Raw genomic sequence first — 14632 nt, forward strand, 5'->3', positions numbered from 1 at the left:
GTCCTTCTTGCTACCGCTGGAATTGTCGTCGCGGTTGCTCTCGGCGCAGCCTGCTACCGCGAGGGCCGCGACCGCGACGGCCCGCCTCCGGGTCGTCACGAACCGGAGGCGGCACGGCCGGCGCCGGTCACCACACAGGCGGTGGCCACCGCGTCAGCTCCGGGGCCGACGGTGGACGACCACGCAGGCCAGACCCGGCCCGGCGTGCGCGGCGACCACCGCGCCCGCCTCGGAGACGTACGTGTCGTGCAGGCGCTCGCCGAGACGCACGGTGAGCGCGGCGAGCAGCGCATCGGCGCGCTCAGGTGCGGCCAGATGGTGTACGCCGAGGTCGACGTCGTCGTCGCCGGCCGCCTCGACGGCCAGGTCCACGAGTCGGGCCACTCCCCGACTGGCGGTACGCACCTTCTCGCGCAGCACGATCGTCCCGTCCGGCATGTGCATGATCGGCTTGACCGAGAGGGCGGTGCCGAACAGCGCCTCGGCGGCGTTGATCCGGCCGCCCCGGCGGAGGAACTCCAGCGTGTCGACGTAGAACCAGACGGTGGTCCGGGCGACGGCGGCGAGCGCCGCGTCGCGTACGCCGGCCAGGTCCGCTCCGGCGTGGGCGGCGGTGGCGGCGGCGATGGCCGGAAAGCCGAGCCCCATGCCGGTCGAGCGGCTGTCGACGACCTCGACCCGGCCGTCGACGTCGACGGCGGCGAGCCGGGCCGCCTCGACGGTGCCGGACAGGCCGGCGGACAGGTGCACCGAGACGATGCCGTCGGCGCCGTCGTCCAGGAGGCGGCGGTACGTCCGGGCGAACTGCTCGGGCGCGGGGCGGGAGGTGCTGGCCGACACCCGCCGCTCGCCCAGTGCGCGGGTGGCGTCGGCGGGCTGCGTCTCCACTCCCTCCAGCCCCTCCGCGCCGTTGAGCACGACGGTCAGCGGGACGACGGTCAGCCGGTGCCGCCGCACCAGCTCGGGCGGGAGGTAGGCGGTGGAGTCGGTGACGACCGCGACGGGCATGCCCGGCACGCTAGCCGATCACGACCCGGTGCGCCGAGGTGCGCGGGTCGGTCGCGCGCTCAGACCGCGTCGACGACGGCCGGCGCGGTGACGAGCCCGACGTTGTGACCGCGGAGCTGCCAACCTCGAACGTCGTCGTGCTGCAGTTCCGTCCAGTGGCAGTTGGCCAGCGAGCCGATGGTGCGCAGCACGTCGGCGGGCCAGCCGAGCAGGTGACCGATGCCCTGGCGGGAGCCCCCACCGTGGGTGGCGATGACGACGGTCCCGCCGGGGGTCGCGTCGGCCGCCGCCAGGAGTGCTGCGGCCACCCGCTCACCGAGGTCGTGCAGCGGCTCCAGATCCGCCCCCGGGGCCGGGTCGCCGGCCCGCCAACGGGCGTACTCGGCGGGGAAACGCTCGGCCACCTCGGTGAGGTGCAGGCCCTGCCACTGGCCGAAGTACCGCTCGCGCAGCCGCGCGTCGGTGCGTACCGGCAGCCCGGTCAGCGCGGCCAGCGCGCCGGCGGTGTCCGCGGCGCGGCTCAGGTCGCTGGACACGATGGCATCGGGTCGCAGCGACGCGAGCAGCGGCGCGGCGGCGCGGGCCTGGTCGCGGCCCAGGTCGTTGAGGGGTACGTCGGTCTGCCCCTGGACGCGGTTGGCGGCGTTCCAGTCGGTGTTGCCGTGCCGCCAGACGATCAGCCGGGTCATTCGGCCGCGGCGGACCCGCTGGCGTCGGCCTCGACCAGGTCGCGGTCGACGAACGGGATGGTGGGGCAGTCCTTCCAGAGGCGGTCGAGCCCGTAGAACTCGCGCTCCTCGGTGTGCTGGACGTGCACCACGATGTCGACGTAGTCGAGCAGCACCCAACGGCCGCCGCGCTCGCCTTCGCGCCGGATCGGCTTGGCCTTCTCCGGAAGCTCCAGCAGGCGCTCCTCGATGGCGTCGACGATGGCGAGCACCTGACGCTCGTTCGGGGCGGCGGCGAGCAGGAACGCGTCGGTGATGGCGAGCTGGTCGCCGACGTCGATGATCGCGATGTCCTGCGCCTTCTTGTCGGCGGCTGCCTGGGCGGCGGCGATCGCCAGCTCGTGCGCGCGTTCGGAAACTGTCACCGTTCTCCTTCGATCAGGCGTGCGATCCTCCAAGCGTCTCACACCCGGCGAGGTCCCGACCCGTCAGTTCTGGTCGGTTAGGCGCACGAAACGGCGTATACCGGGCGCAATCAGGGCTGATAGAGGCGTCGCTTGGCGATGTACTGCACCACACCGTCGGGCACCAGATACCAGACGGGTTCACCCCGGGCGACCCGGGCGCGGCAGTCCGTCGACGAGATGGACATCGCCGGCACCTGGACCAGGCTGACCGTGTCCGCCGGGAGGTGCTTGTCGGTAAGCGCGAAACCGGGCCGGGTCACGCCGATGAAGTGCGCCAGCTCGAAGATCTCGTCCAGGTCCTTCCAGGACAGGATGCGTTGCAGCGCGTCCGCGCCGGTGATGAAGAAGAGCTGGACCTTGGGACCGTACTCGGCCTGGAGGTCGCGCAACGTGTCGACCGTGTACGTCGGTCCGCTGCGGTCGATGTCGACGCGGCTGACCTGGAAGCGGGGGTTGGAGGCGGTGGCGATGACCGTCATGAGGTACCGGTCCTCGGCGGGACTGACCGGCTCGTCAGCCTTCTGCCACGGCTGCCCGGTCGGGACGAAGACCACCTCGTCCAGGCCGAACCGGTCCGCGACCTCGCTGGCCGCGACGAGGTGCCCGTGGTGGATCGGGTCGAAGGTGCCACCCATGATCCCGATCCGCCGGATATCTTCCTCCACCCCGTGATCGTAGGCCGGCCGTGCGCGCCGGTCCTGGCGGCCCGAGGGCTGGTGACGCGAATACTCGTATGCGTATACTCGTCCACGAGTATTTGGGAGGTGCGTCATGCCGAAGCGACGCAAGGTCGGCAACCTGCTGGCACTGGCCGTGCTCTCCGCCCTCGTCCAGCGGCCCATGCACCCCTACGAGATGGCCAGCACGCTGCGCGCCTGGGGCAAGGACCAGGACATGGAGTTCAAGTGGGGCTCCTTCTACACGGTGATCCGCAACCTGGACAAACACCGGTTGATCGCCGCCGTGGAGAGCGTGCGCGAGGGCCGACGACCGGAACGCACCGTCTACCGGATCACGGACGCGGGACGGGCCGAGCTGGTCGACTGGGCGCGCGAGCTGGTCGGCACGCCGATGTCGGAGCATCCCCGCTTCCGGGCCGGCCTCTCGGTGCTCGCCGCACTGCATCCCGACGAGGCCACCGACCTCCTCCGGCAGCGGCTCGAACGGCTGGACGACGCGCTCCGGCGCGACCGCGAGACGCTCGACGCCCACCTGCGGGAGATCCCGCGACTGTTCCTGGTGGAGACCGAGTACGACCTGGCCATCCGGGACGCCGAAGCGGCCTGGCTGCGGGCCCTGCTCGCGGAGCTCACCTCGGGCAGCTACCCGGGGCTGGACACCTGGCGGGCCTTCCACGAGACCGGCGAGATGCCGGCCGAGCTGATCGAGCTGGCCGAAAGGACCAGCAGAGACCCCGACAGCGCCGACTGACAAGACAGCTCCGGCGGGGTGCGCCAACACCCCGCCGGAGCCCTACCTCGAACCGGCACCTGAGCAGGCACCCGGCCCGACGCGGCAACCACGAGGATAACCGGGTCCCCTCCCAGGTCGGTTCGTACGCACCCACGCGACGACCCAGGGAGAGACAGCATGACAACGGTACGAACCGCGATCGTCATCGGCGGCGGCATCGCCGGGCCGGTGACAGCCCTCGCGCTACGCCGCGCCGGCATCACCGTCACCATCGCCGAGGCGTACCCGGAGACCGCCGGCGGGGTGGGCGGCATCGGCGGCACCCTCGCGCTCGCGCCCAACGGCGTGGCCGCCCTGCGGGCGGTCGGCGCGGACGAGGCGGTGACCGCGATCGCCACCGGAATCCACCGCAGCGTCATGGCCGTCGGCTCCCGGCGCATCGACCTGCCGATGCTGGCCGGGGTGCCGCCGCTGCGCGTGGTGCACCGGGCCGAGCTGCACCGGCTGCTGCACGACCGGGCTGTCGCCGAGGGCGTCACCTTCGCGTACGGCAAGCGACTGGTCGGCGTCGAGGAGACCGACGGCGGCGTCACCGCCCGTTTCGAGGACGGCAGCACGGCCAGCGCCGACGTCCTGGTCGGCGCGGACGGCATCCGGTCCACGGTCCGTGGCCTCATCGACCCGGCCGCGCCCGGCCCCCGGTTCACCGGGCTGCTCGGCTTCGAGGCGGTCGCCCGGCACGAGGTGGACGCCGAGCCGGGCACCATGACGTTCGCCTTCGGGCGGCGGGGCTACTACCTGTACTGGCCCGAGCCGGGTGGCGGCACCCGCTGGGGTGCCAACCTTCCGGGGCAGCGGCCGATGAGCATCGTCGAGGCCCGTGCGGTGCCGGCGCGGCAGTGGCTGGACACGTTGCGAGCCACCTACGGCGACGACGACCCGGGTCGGGAGCTGATGGCCACCAGCGCCGCCGAGGATCTCCAGGTGGGCGGCGCGTTGCAGATCATGCCGCCCGTGCCGCACTGGCACCGGGGCCGCATGGTGCTGGTCGGTGACGCCGCGCACGCGCCGTCGAACAGCTCCGGGCAGGGCGCTTCGCTCGCCATCGAGAGCGCGGTGCAGCTCGCCCGCTGCCTGCGGGACCTCCCCGACGTGACGTCGGCCTTCGAGGCGTACGTGCGGCTGCGTCGCACCCGGGTCGAGAAGGTCGCCGCCCGTGCGGCTCGGATCAACCACACGAAGGCACCCGGGCCGGTCGCCCGGACGCTGATGCCGCTGCTGATGCCGCTGCTCGTGCGGACGGCGATGGACCCGGAACGGACCATCGCCCACGAGCAGCGCTACACCATCGACTTCGACGCCCCGGTCACGGCGGAACCCGCCCTGCGCTGAACGCGGGGGCGCGGGGTGGCCGCCAGGCCACCTCGCGCCCGACCGGCGGGAGCGGCCTCAGGCCGCGGCGGCGGCCACCGCCGTCCGGGCGACGAGCGCCCGCCGCAGGTCGTCGTCGGCGTCGGTGACCACCCGCCGCAGGCCCGGCGTGAGGTCGTCGCAGGCCAGCAGCGCCACGGCCGCCTCCCGGGTCGGCTGCGCCACGGCGTAGTGGGGAAACGCCAGCTTCGCCACCCGGTCGGCCGTCCAGGGGGTACGCCGACGAGCGGCGGCCGGCATCTCGGTGAAGTATCTCTCGACGTACGCGGTGGTCAGGTCGGCCTGCTCGGGCTGCCAGAACCCCTCCGCCGTCGCCTCCAGCAGCCGGTTGGACAGCTCGCTGTCGCGCACGATGATCTCCCATGCCGCCTCTTTCGCGGCCGGGTCGGGCAGCGCGGCCCGGCAACGGGCGGCCCGTTCCGCGCCGGCCGAGCTGACGTCGACACTCGTCTCGGCGGCGATCTCCTCCGCGCCCGCCGCGCCCAGCACCACGAGCCGGCGCAGCACGGCCCAGCGCAGCTCCGCGTCGACCTTCAGCCCGGTCGGTACGTCCCGGCCGGCGAGCCAACCGACGAGCAGGTCACTGTCGGTCGTCGCGGAGATCCAGCCCCGCGCGGCGGCGAGCTGCAACGACTCCCCCGCCGGCGCCCCGTCGAGCAGGCGCCGGCACGCTCCGGCGACTCGTGCCAGCGCCGCCGAACGAGCCAGCGGGTCGAGGTAGCGGTCCACCAGCGACCGGCTGAGGGTCAGCACGTCCTCCGCGATGATCACCTCGGTCTCGGCGGGCAGCGCCGCGACCATCAGGTCGACCAGACCACCCACCGGCCGTTCACCGTCGGTCACCGCGTCCAGGGCCTCGCCCCAGAGCACCGCCCGCGTGAGCGAATCGGCCAGCCCCGGCAGGACCAGCGCGACGGCCTCCACCGACGCCGGGTCGAGGCGAACCTTGGCGAACGTCAGGTCACCGTCGTTGGGCAGCAGCAACTGCGCCGCCGGCTCGCCGGCCAACGCGCCGAGCACGGTACGGCCGCCGTCGACCGCCGGGTCGAGATCCACCTCGTCGCGCCGCACGGTGCCGTCCGCCGCGTACCGGCCCACGCCGATGCGGTGGGGACGCAGCACCGGGTACGACTCGGGGGCGGTCTGCACCACGGCGACCTCGGTGTAGCGGCCGTCGGCGTCGACGCCGACCTCGGCACGCAACGTGTTGACCTGCGGCCGGCGTAGCCACAGCTCGGCCCAACCGGACAGGTCCCGACCGCTGGCGGTGCTCAGGCTGGCGAGCAGGTCGGCGAGGGTGGCGTTGCCGAACCGGTGCGCGGCGAAGTGCGCGTTGAGGCCTGCCAGGAACGCCTCGTCGCCGAGCCACGCGACAAGTTGCCGTAGCACGGCGGCGCCCTTGGCGTACGAGATGCCGTCGAAGTTGAGCAGGCCCTCGTCGGCGTCGGCCACCTCCGGCGGCGCGACGGGATGGGTGGAGGGGCGCTGGTCGGCCGCGTACCCCCAGGCCTTGCGGCGCATGGCGAACGTGGTCCACGACTGGCCGAAGCGGGTCGCCTCGGCGGTTACCCGAGTGCCCAGGTACTCCGCGAAGGACTCGTTGAGCCACAGGTCGTCCCACCAGCGCATGGTGACCAGGTCACCGAACCACATGTGCGCCATCTCGTGCGCGATCGTGGTGGCCCGTTGCTCGCGCTGGGTGTCGGTGACCGCCGAGCGGAACACGTAGTCGTCGCGCAAGGTGATGATGCCCGGATTTTCCATCGCGCCGGCGTTGAACTCGGGCACGAACGCCTGGTCGTACTTGCCGAACGGGTAACGCTCCGCGAAGAGCTGGTGGAACCGGTCGAGGCACTGCCCGGTGATGGTGAAGATCTCCTCGGCGTCGGCGTCCAGGTGCTCGGCCAGCGACCGGCGACAGTAGATCGCCATCGGCACACCGTCGTGCTCGGCCCGCCGCACGTGGTACGGCCCCGCGATCAGGGAGAAGAAGTACGTGGACAGTGGCGCGCTCGGGGCGAACTCCCAACGCCCCGGGGCCGGATTGGCGGCCACCTCGGCGTTGCTGGAGACCGTCCAGCCCGCCGGCGCGGTGACCGAGAGGGTGAACGGCGCCTTGAGGTCGGGCTGGTCGAACGCGGCGAAGATGCGCTGGACGTTGTCGAGGAACGTCACCGCGTAGAGGTAGGTCTCGCCGTCGGCCGGGTCGACGAAGCGGTGCATCCCCTCCCCGGCGTTGGAGTACGCCATCTCCGCCTCGACGACGAGGGTGTTCGTCGTGTCGAGATCAGCCAGCGGCAACCGGTTGTCGCTCAGCGTGGCGGGGTCGACGGGACGGTCGTTGAGGCGTACCGCGAGGAGGTTGGCGGGCTTGACCTCGGCGAAGGTGGCGGTGCCGGCGGTCGCCCGGAACCGGATCTCGACGCGGGACCGGAACAGGTCGCCGTCGCCGGTCAGGTCGAGGTCCACCTGATAGGACTCGACAGTAATCGCCGCGCCACGCGCGGTCGCCTCTACACGGGTCAGGCTCGGCATCCGCTTATCCTGCCCGATGGGGATCGGCGAGCGGTCCCCACCTGACCCCCGGCAGTGGAGGAAAGAAGCATGGCGCAGCACCCCAAGGGCGATTTCGACCTCTCCCGTGCGGTCTGGCAACGGGCCGAGGGGGACGCCTCCGAGAGCGCCGTCGAGGTCGCCTTCGTGGACGACCTGATCGGGATGCGCAACTCCGCCGAGCCGGAGGGCCCGGTGCTGGTCTTCACCCAGGCGGAGTGGGACGCGTTCGTCGCCGGCGCGCAGGACGGCGAGTTCGACCTGGACTGACCCGACGCCGCTCGTCGCCCGTGCCGGCCCTTCGATGTCGAGGACGCCGGCTCGGGCGACGTGCGATGACCGCCCGGTCGGGTGGACGCGCCGGGCCGGACCGGTGACGCCACGCCGAGCACGGCGCGGCTCCTCAGTCGCACTGGTCACCGTCACCCCAGCCGAGACCGCCAGGCCCGGGCGCGTGGTGGAAGCCGGGGTGGTCGGCGACGTCGACGCAGCGCTCGCCGTCCGGGCCGACCGCACCGCAGAACAGCCGCGCGGCCCGTTGCCAGGCGTCGGCCGGCGACAGGGCCGCCGCGCCGAGCGCCACCTCCGGGCGGAGCAGGCTCAACGCCTCCGCGTACGCCACTGCCTGCTCACGGGCGTCGGCCGTGCCCGGCGCGGTGAAGCCCAGGTGCACGGTGAAGAACCGGCGCGGTCGTGTCGACCGACCGGGCGGCCCGAGCAGTGGCCGCGTGGCACGGGCCGGACCCGGCGCCTCGACCGCCCGTCGCTGCCGCCAGCGTGGTGACCTGTTGTCGTGCATCTCGTCCTCCCCGTGGTCGTGGCCGTCGGCCCACCCGGGGTCGCGCCAGCCGACCCGCGATGCCGGCTGGCGGCGGCCCCACCGGCTAGCCAACCAGGTTCCGTCGCCCGTGGGAGGGGCCAGCGGACGCGCTGTCGACGCGGGGATTGCGCGACGGCCACGAGGGTAGACGGGCCACGGCGGCGACGCCGGCCGCCGCCGGAACCACCAGGGGGGCCCGATGGCGACCATGCCGGCCGACCGCAGCCCGGACAGCACCCTCGCGCTGCTGCGCGCCGGCTACCGGTTCATCGGTGAGCGCTGCGACCGCCACGGCAGCGACGCCTTCTCGACCCGCATCCTGCTCGCGCCGACCATCTGCCTGCGGGGTCGACCGGCCGCGATGCTGTTCTACGACGAGGAGCGCTTCCGCCGCGAGAGCGCCATGCCGCTGCGGGTGCAGCGGACGCTCACCGGCCGGGGCGGCGTGCAGGGACTGGACGGCGCGGAGCACACCGACCGCAAGGCGATGCTCATGTCGATCATGACACCGACCTCGATCGCGCAGCTCGGGCACCTCTTCGACGCCGAGTGGCAGGCGCGGATTCCCGCCTGGGAGGCGACCGGCGCGGTGCGGCTCTACGACGAGCTGGGCCGGTTGCTGACCCGGGTGGTCTGCGCCTGGGCCGGGGTGCCGCTGGCCACGTCGCAGGTCGACCGCCGCGCCGTCCAGCTGCACGCCATGATCGAGGGCCCGGCGGTCGTCGGCCCACGGCACTGGCGGGGCCTGCTCGCCCGCCGTCGCGCCGAACGCTGGATCGGCGACCTCGTCGAGCAGACCCGCGTCGGCATCCACCCGGCCCCGGCCGGCAGCCCGCTGCGGGTCATCGCCGAGCACCGCGACGCGCACGGGACGCTGCTCCCCCGTCGGGTCGCCGCCGTCGAACTGCTCAACCTGCTGCGCCCCACTGTCGCCGTGGACCGGTACGTCGTCTTCGCCGCGCTCGCCCTGCGCGACCATCCCGGCTGGCGGCAGCGGGTCCACGGCGACGACGCGGCCACCGAACAGTTCGTCCAGGAGGTGCGCCGCTACTACCCGTTCTTCCCGATGGCCGCGGCCCGGGTCCGGCGCTCCTTCGACTGGGAGGGCCACCACTTTCCGCAGGGCCGGCGGGTCCTGCTCGACCTCTACGGCACGAACCACCACCCGGCACTCTGGCCCGAACCGGAGCTGTTCCGCCCCGAGCGGTTCGCCAACCGCCGCGTGGACCCGTTCGAGCTGATCGCGCAGGGCGGCGGCGACCACACCGGGCACCGCTGCGCCGGCGAGTGGATCACGATCGACCTGATGAAGCGGGCCGTCACCCATTTGACCAGCGACATGCGCTACGACGTACCGCCGCAGGATCTGCGCCTGGACCTGCATCGCATGCCCGCGTTGCCACCCAGCGGCATGACCCTCACCAACATCCGCCGCTTCTGACCCGATCCCACCGGTGGGCGCGACTGTCGAGGCTTCGTCCGGGTTTGGACGGCCGCCCGGCGGGCAGGTGCAGCGGCGTCCCGTCCACCGCACGCCGCACACCGCCTGCACAGGAGACGCCGATGCCCTCTCCCGCCACCGGTGACGCCCGGCGGGGCGGGCCGGTCGACACCGGCACACAACCGACCGCCACGCTCTCGACGGTCCTGCCGATGGCGTACGTCCTGCCGCTGCGCTGGCACGCCGACACCGGCCTGGACGAGCTGACCGGCTACCTGCGCCGGCTGAGCGGTCTCGTCGAGGTGCTCGTGGTGGACGGGTCACCCCCGGAGCTGTTCGCCCGGCACGCGGCGGCCTGGCGCGGGCTGGTCCGGCACCTGCGACCCGACCCCGCCGGACGGGGACTCAACGGCAAGGTGGTGGGGGTGCACACCGGGGTCGGCGCGGCGCGCCACGAACACGTGGTGATCGCCGACGACGACGTCCGGTACGACGAGGCCGGGCTCCACGCGGTGCACCGGCTACTGGACCGGTTCGACCTGGTCCGGCCGCAGAACTACTTCGATCCCCTGCCCTGGCACGCCTGGTGGGACACCGGCCGGACGCTGCTCAACCGGGCGCTCGGGAACGACTACCCCGGCACCCTCGCCGTACGCCGCAGCACGTTCCTCGCCATGGGCGGGTACGACCCGGACGTGCTCTTCGAGAACCTGGAGCTGATCCACACCGTCCGCACGTACGGCGGGATCGAGGCCGCGCCACCCTGGCTGTACGTCCGCCGACTGCCGCCCGACGCGGCGCACTTTCGGGGCCAGCGGGTCCGCCAGGCGTACGACGATCTGGCCCAGCCGGCCCGTCTGCTGACCGCGCTCGCGGTCCTGCCCGCGCTGACGGCGGTGGTCGCGTCCCGCCAGCCCCGGCTGCTGCTCGGCACGACGGTCATCGTCGTCGTGGCCCTGGCCGAGGCGGGTCGCCGCCGCGCCGCCGGGGCTGCCGTCTTCCCACCGAGCACCTCGCTGGCCGCCCCGCTCTGGCTGCTGGAGCGCGGTATCTGTAGCTGGCTGGCGCTCACCCAGCGCCTGCTGTTCGGCGGCGTCCGGTATGGCGAAACCAGAATCCCGAGAGCAGCCCACCTCCAGCTCCCCGCGATCTTGCACTTTCTGCGGGGGCAGAAGCCCCACAAGTCGACATAACCACAGCAGAAACTGCAAGATCGCGGGGAGATACGACGACGGCTCGCGCCACCGGGGTGGTCACGAGCCGTCGTCGGTGTCGGTGGTCGTCAGGAACCGACCTGCTGGCGGGCCTGCTGGGCCTGGTCCTTGACGTCCTGGGCGGCCGACTTCCCGTCGTCCTTGACCGCGTGCACGGCGTCCTGGGCGGTGGACCGTACCGAGTCGGCGGCGTGCTGGGCCGGCTCGCGCAGCTCGTCCTTGAGCTCGCTGGCCACCTCGCTTAGCTTCTCCTTGACGACACCGCTGTGCTCGCTGACCTTCTCCTTGACCTGCGCGGCGGCCTGCTGCTCCCGGCGGGAGGCCGGGATCAGCGAGGAGGCCAGCCAGCCCACGCCGAAGGCGATCAGGCCGGCGGCGAGGGGGTTGCCCTGCGACTTCTCCCGGATCACCCGGGGCGCGCTGTGGGCGGCGTCGCCGACGGAGGAGGCCGCCGAGTGCGCGGCGTCGCTGACGCTGGACGCCGCCGACGAGGCACGGTCACCAACCGACTGGGCGGCGTGACCGGTGCCGTGGCCGAGGTCAGACGCGGTTCCCATGACCTTGTCCCTCACATTCTGCAGCGCGGAACGGGCCCGCTGCTTGCGGTCGTCGACGATGCGGCTCGGGCTGACCTTGTACGCCAGCGCGTCCACATCGGAGCTGAGGCTGTTGCGGGTGGCTTCGATCTCCCGGCGGATCTGGTCGGGATCGGTGCTCATCGGGTGACTCCCTCCGGGTGGGGCTTGAGCGCGTCGGGGATGCGCTGCACGCTGTCGTTGGTCTGCTTGAGCCCGCGTACGTGCTGGGCGTTCTTCTTGGCCGCCGAGTAGAGGACGGCGGCGACCACGGCCCAGACCACGGCCACGATCAGCGCGGCGAGACCGGAGTCCATGACGTTGTCCAGGAACTGCCAGATCGCGATGGACACGAAGAGGGCCACCATGTAGCCGCCGAATCCGGCGCCGCCGAAGAGGCCCGCCGCCTTGCCGGCCTTCTTGCCCTCCTGACGGATCTCGGCCTTCGCCAGCTCGACCTCCTGGCGCATCAGCGTCGACAGGTCGGTGGTGACCTGACGCATCAGGTCACCGAGCGAGCTGCCTTTCACCTCGGCCGCGGTGTGCGGGGCACCCGCGTCCGGGTGGTAACCGGAGTCCAGGCCGGACCCCTGCGTCGGCATGGTCATGCCGCCGCCTCCCTTCGGATGACTCGGCGCCTCACGGGCGGGGGCTGCCGCTGGACGGCACGCCCGGCAGCGGGTCGGTCTGGGTCACCGGCGGCAGCGGCTGACCGGTGCTGGCCGGCTCGCTGTAGCCGCCCGGAGTCGGGTCGGCGTAACCGCCCGAGGTCGGCTCGGTGTACGTGCCCGGGGTCGGGTCGAGGTAGCCACCGGCCGGGGTCACGTCCGGGGTCGTACGGGGCGCCGGCGGCGGCGTGGGGATCACCGCGGTGCGCTCCGGGTCGTACGCCCCCGCGCCGCGGTAGCCCGCGGAACCGTTGCCGGAGTCGTCACCGGCGGCGGAGATGCCCCGGGTCAGGCGACCGGCCAGCACGCCCAGCACCGCCGCGCCGACCAGGAAGGTGCCCGGGTTGCGCCGCGCGTAGTCGCGTACCTCGTTGATCAGGTCGCCGGGCTGGCGCTCCTCGAGCCAGCCGGCCACACCGTGCACCCGGTTGGCGGCCTGGCGGGCCAGCTCGCTCACCGGGCCGGCCTGGCCGCCCTGCTCGGCCATCGAGCGCATCTCGTCGGCGATCGACCGCAGGCCGCCCGCCGCCCGGCGCTGCTGCTCACCGGTCTGGCTGGCGAGCTGGCTGCGGGCCTCGCCGTAGAGGTTGCGGGCCTGCCGGGCGGCCTCGCGGCCGACCTCGGCGCCCTGCTCCTTCGCGGTCTGGGCGACCGCGCCGCCGGCGTGTGCCGCCTCGGAGCCGACGTGGCGAGCCTGCTCGCGGACGCCGCCGCCGTTGGTGGACTCCTGCCCGTACGTGGAAGACGTGGGTGACAGATCGTAAGTCATGATTTCCCTTCCGCTCGGAAAGTCGTCGCGGTTGTGCTGGGGGGTCGCGGCCGTGTCGCCGTGGCCGCTGACAACTCACCTACCCTGCGTTTTGGCTTCCATACCTGTTCATGCATTTCTCTGCGCGGCCGCCGGTGACGACTTCAAAATGGAGGATCGTCGGGCTGCGTCACGTCGCCGCTGCGGACAGTGAGGTTCGCGGGACCGGCAGATCCACCGGAGGGGGCAGGGATGGCACGAGACGCGCGGGGTGGCCGACCTGCCACGCCCCGACCCCGGGTGCAGGTGGCGGCGCTGGTCGTGGCCGGGATCTTCCTGCTGATCGGCATCCTCGGCTACATCCCCGGCATCACCACCGACTACGGCGAGCTGACCTTCGCCGGGCACCACTCGGACGCCAAACTGCTCGGCGTGTTCCAGGTGTCGATCCTGCACAACGCGGTGCACCTGCTGTTCGGGCTGGTGGGCCTGGCGCTGGCCCGCAGCGTCGCCGGCGCCCGACTATTCCTGGCTGGCGGCGGCGCGATCTACCTGGCCCTCTGGCTGTACGGGCTGGCCATCGAGGCGGTCGATGAGGACGGCGGCGCGAACATCCTGCCGGTCAACGACGCCGACAACTGGCTGCACCTCGCCCTCGGCTTCGGCATGCTCGCGCTCGGGCTGCTGCTGTCCAACGCGGCGGGCACCGGCGGACGCCTGGACAGCCCGATCGACAGGCCCTGAGCTGCCGATTCACACGTTTGACATGAGGCGGTCTTCGAGAATTGGGAGTCCGAGTTCCTCCAGATGGGCGGGTAGGTGCTGCTCACCGCCTATCTGGTGCAGCGGGGCTCGGCCGAGTCGAAGCCGGTGGACCAGACCGACCGACCCGAGGACGACGAGCGCCGGGCCGCCGCCCAGTCGCCGTGGCCGGTACGCGCCGGTGGGCTTCCACTGGTGGTCTACCGCAACAGCCTGTCCCTCGCGCTGCTGCTGATCTTCGCCGGTTCGTTCGTCGGTCACCTGCTCGGTGGCACGGCCGCGTACAACGAGGAGCAGGCGTTGCAGAGCGGCGCGCCGCCGATCAGCGTGCGCACGCCGAGACCGGCGCCTGAGGGCCACCGGGAGGCGTCAGGCCGCGACCGGGAGCCGCTTGGCGAAGCAGACGCTGTACGGGTTGCCGACGTACTCGCCGTACACCGGGATCGGTTCGTAGCCGCACGACGTGTACAGCCCGGTGGCCGCCGGCAGGTACGTGCCGGTCTCCAGGCGGACCACCGAGTGCCCCTGCCGGAACGCGCACTCCTCCAGGGCGGCGAGCAGTTGACGGGCGATGCCCCTTCCCCGGTACGCCGGTCGGACGTACATCCGCTTGACCTCGCCGGTGACGGCGTCGAGCGACTGGAGCCCACCACAGGCGACCGCCCGACCGTTCACCACCACCGCCAGATAGCAGATGTCATCGTGGGTGAGGGTGACCTGCCCGTCCAACCCGCCGTCGGCCTCACGCAGCTCACGCTGCTGTGCGAGGGTCAGGGCGGCGATCTCGGGATCGGTGGCGGGTCGCGACTCGATCAGCATCACCCGACGCTAGGCGGGGAGGATTTCGCGCAGGTTTCCAGCAGT

At 72.6% G+C, this 14632-nt stretch carries 16 protein-coding genes and 1 pseudogene; 7 read left to right on the forward strand and 10 right to left on the reverse strand.

Annotated features, from left to right (window positions below; genetic code table 11):
• Window positions 1-153: 153 nt before the first annotated feature.
• The 4 genes from ABZU91_RS30830 to nadD form a co-directional block, all read right to left on the reverse strand.
• A complete protein-coding gene (locus tag ABZU91_RS30830; RefSeq protein ID WP_355248188.1) occupies window positions 154-1008 on the reverse strand; it encodes a DegV family protein in 855 nt (284 codons plus the stop codon).
• A 59-nt stretch (window positions 1009-1067) separates the two neighbouring features.
• A complete protein-coding gene (locus ABZU91_RS30835) occupies window positions 1068-1697 on the reverse strand; it encodes a histidine phosphatase family protein (protein ID WP_355248190.1) in 630 nt (209 codons plus the stop codon).
• The gene (gene rsfS / locus ABZU91_RS30840) at window positions 1694-2101 is read right to left on the reverse strand and encodes a ribosome silencing factor (RefSeq protein WP_355053184.1); all 408 of its coding nucleotides are present in this window, start codon (window positions 2099-2101) and stop codon (window positions 1694-1696) included. Before rsfS ends, ABZU91_RS30835 begins: the two co-directional genes overlap by 4 nt.
• Window positions 2102-2211: 110 nt before the next feature.
• Complete coding sequence (nadD, locus tag ABZU91_RS30845; protein ID WP_355248193.1) at window positions 2212-2808, reverse strand: nicotinate-nucleotide adenylyltransferase; 597 nt, start codon at window positions 2806-2808, stop codon at window positions 2212-2214.
• Between the two features lie 106 nt (window positions 2809-2914).
• Here nadD and ABZU91_RS30850 point away from each other — a divergent pair, with 106 nt between their 5' ends.
• Complete coding sequence (locus tag ABZU91_RS30850; RefSeq protein ID WP_355248196.1) at window positions 2915-3574, forward strand: PadR family transcriptional regulator; 660 nt, start codon at window positions 2915-2917, stop codon at window positions 3572-3574.
• 159 nt (window positions 3575-3733) lie between these two features.
• The gene (locus ABZU91_RS30855; RefSeq protein ID WP_355248199.1) at window positions 3734-4948 is read left to right on the forward strand and encodes an FAD-dependent monooxygenase; all 1215 of its coding nucleotides are present in this window, start codon (window positions 3734-3736) and stop codon (window positions 4946-4948) included.
• Between the two features lie 57 nt (window positions 4949-5005).
• Here the strand turns inward: ABZU91_RS30855 and pepN are convergent, their stop codons facing one another.
• Window positions 5006-7522, reverse strand: coding sequence for an aminopeptidase N (pepN, locus tag ABZU91_RS30860; protein ID WP_355248202.1), 2517 nt, complete (start codon window positions 7520-7522; stop codon window positions 5006-5008).
• 69 nt (window positions 7523-7591) lie between these two features.
• Between pepN and ABZU91_RS30865 the strand changes: the two genes are divergently transcribed.
• A complete protein-coding gene (locus tag ABZU91_RS30865; protein ID WP_355248205.1) occupies window positions 7592-7810 on the forward strand; it encodes a DUF397 domain-containing protein in 219 nt (72 codons plus the stop codon).
• 133 nt (window positions 7811-7943) lie between these two features.
• Here ABZU91_RS30865 and ABZU91_RS30870 read toward each other — a convergent pair whose 3' ends face one another.
• Window positions 7944-8339, reverse strand: a complete 396-nt coding sequence (locus tag ABZU91_RS30870) for a hypothetical protein (protein WP_355248208.1) — start codon at window positions 8337-8339, stop codon at window positions 7944-7946.
• 220 nt (window positions 8340-8559) lie between these two features.
• Here ABZU91_RS30870 and ABZU91_RS30875 point away from each other — a divergent pair, with 220 nt between their 5' ends.
• Both ABZU91_RS30875 and ABZU91_RS30880 read left to right on the forward strand, forming a co-directional pair.
• Window positions 8560-9801 (forward strand): cytochrome P450, encoded by a 1242-nt coding sequence (locus tag ABZU91_RS30875; RefSeq protein ID WP_355248211.1) that lies wholly within the window; start codon window positions 8560-8562, stop codon window positions 9799-9801.
• 122 nt (window positions 9802-9923) lie between these two features.
• The gene (locus ABZU91_RS30880; RefSeq protein ID WP_355248213.1) at window positions 9924-10994 is read left to right on the forward strand and encodes a glycosyltransferase; all 1071 of its coding nucleotides are present in this window, start codon (window positions 9924-9926) and stop codon (window positions 10992-10994) included.
• Between the two features lie 89 nt (window positions 10995-11083).
• Here the strand turns inward: ABZU91_RS30880 and ABZU91_RS30885 are convergent, their stop codons facing one another.
• From ABZU91_RS30885 to ABZU91_RS30895, 3 genes are read right to left on the reverse strand one after another with little or no spacing between them, the layout of a single operon-like run.
• A complete protein-coding gene (locus ABZU91_RS30885; RefSeq protein WP_355248216.1) occupies window positions 11084-11734 on the reverse strand; it encodes a DUF3618 domain-containing protein in 651 nt (216 codons plus the stop codon).
• Window positions 11731-12198 carry a phage holin family protein gene (locus ABZU91_RS30890; RefSeq protein ID WP_355248218.1) on the reverse strand — a complete coding sequence of 156 codons (468 nt, stop codon included), beginning with the start codon at window positions 12196-12198 and terminating at the stop codon, window positions 11731-11733. The genes ABZU91_RS30885 and ABZU91_RS30890 overlap by 4 nt, the downstream gene beginning before the upstream one ends.
• A gap of 31 nt (window positions 12199-12229) precedes the next feature.
• A complete protein-coding gene (locus ABZU91_RS30895; RefSeq protein ID WP_355248221.1) occupies window positions 12230-13027 on the reverse strand; it encodes a hypothetical protein in 798 nt (265 codons plus the stop codon).
• A 231-nt stretch (window positions 13028-13258) separates the two neighbouring features.
• Here ABZU91_RS30895 and ABZU91_RS30900 point away from each other — a divergent pair, with 231 nt between their 5' ends.
• Both ABZU91_RS30900 and ABZU91_RS30905 read left to right on the forward strand, forming a co-directional pair.
• On the forward strand, window positions 13259-13750 hold the full coding sequence (locus ABZU91_RS30900) for a DUF4383 domain-containing protein (RefSeq protein ID WP_355248224.1): 492 nt from the start codon (window positions 13259-13261) through the stop codon (window positions 13748-13750).
• Window positions 13751-13825: 75 nt separating this feature from the next.
• Window positions 13826-14074, forward strand: a pseudogene (locus tag ABZU91_RS30905) (DUF6766 family protein); the annotation flags it as partial.
• A gap of 63 nt (window positions 14075-14137) precedes the next feature.
• Here ABZU91_RS30905 and ABZU91_RS30910 read toward each other — a convergent pair.
• On the reverse strand, window positions 14138-14587 hold the full coding sequence (locus tag ABZU91_RS30910) for a GNAT family N-acetyltransferase (protein ID WP_355248227.1): 450 nt from the start codon (window positions 14585-14587) through the stop codon (window positions 14138-14140).
• Window positions 14588-14632 lie beyond the last annotated feature (45 nt).

Source organism: Micromonospora sp. NPDC005174, assembly GCF_040608495.1.
Lineage (GTDB): Bacteria > Actinomycetota > Actinomycetes > Mycobacteriales > Micromonosporaceae > Micromonospora.

Coding starts and splice junctions, on each gene's coding strand:
- ABZU91_RS30870 (WP_355248208.1), bottom strand. CDS start 8,339: ATGCACGACAACAGGTCACCACGCTGGCGGCAGCGACGGGCGGTCGAG.
- ABZU91_RS30855 (WP_355248199.1), top strand. CDS start 3,734: ATGACAACGGTACGAACCGCGATCGTCATCGGCGGCGGCATCGCCGGG.
- ABZU91_RS30850 (WP_355248196.1), top strand. CDS start 2,915: ATGCCGAAGCGACGCAAGGTCGGCAACCTGCTGGCACTGGCCGTGCTC.
- ABZU91_RS30880 (WP_355248213.1), top strand. CDS start 9,924: ATGCCCTCTCCCGCCACCGGTGACGCCCGGCGGGGCGGGCCGGTCGAC.
- ABZU91_RS30875 (WP_355248211.1), top strand. CDS start 8,560: ATGGCGACCATGCCGGCCGACCGCAGCCCGGACAGCACCCTCGCGCTG.
- ABZU91_RS30830 (WP_355248188.1), bottom strand. CDS start 1,008: ATGCCCGTCGCGGTCGTCACCGACTCCACCGCCTACCTCCCGCCCGAG.
- ABZU91_RS30910 (WP_355248227.1), bottom strand. CDS start 14,587: ATGCTGATCGAGTCGCGACCCGCCACCGATCCCGAGATCGCCGCCCTG.
- ABZU91_RS30835 (WP_355248190.1), bottom strand. CDS start 1,697: ATGACCCGGCTGATCGTCTGGCGGCACGGCAACACCGACTGGAACGCC.
- pepN (WP_355248202.1), bottom strand. CDS start 7,522: ATGCCGAGCCTGACCCGTGTAGAGGCGACCGCGCGTGGCGCGGCGATT.
- ABZU91_RS30895 (WP_355248221.1), bottom strand. CDS start 13,027: ATGACTTACGATCTGTCACCCACGTCTTCCACGTACGGGCAGGAGTCC.
- ABZU91_RS30885 (WP_355248216.1), bottom strand. CDS start 11,734: ATGAGCACCGATCCCGACCAGATCCGCCGGGAGATCGAAGCCACCCGC.
- ABZU91_RS30900 (WP_355248224.1), top strand. CDS start 13,259: ATGGCACGAGACGCGCGGGGTGGCCGACCTGCCACGCCCCGACCCCGG.
- ABZU91_RS30890 (WP_355248218.1), bottom strand. CDS start 12,198: ATGACCATGCCGACGCAGGGGTCCGGCCTGGACTCCGGTTACCACCCG.
- ABZU91_RS30865 (WP_355248205.1), top strand. CDS start 7,592: ATGGCGCAGCACCCCAAGGGCGATTTCGACCTCTCCCGTGCGGTCTGG.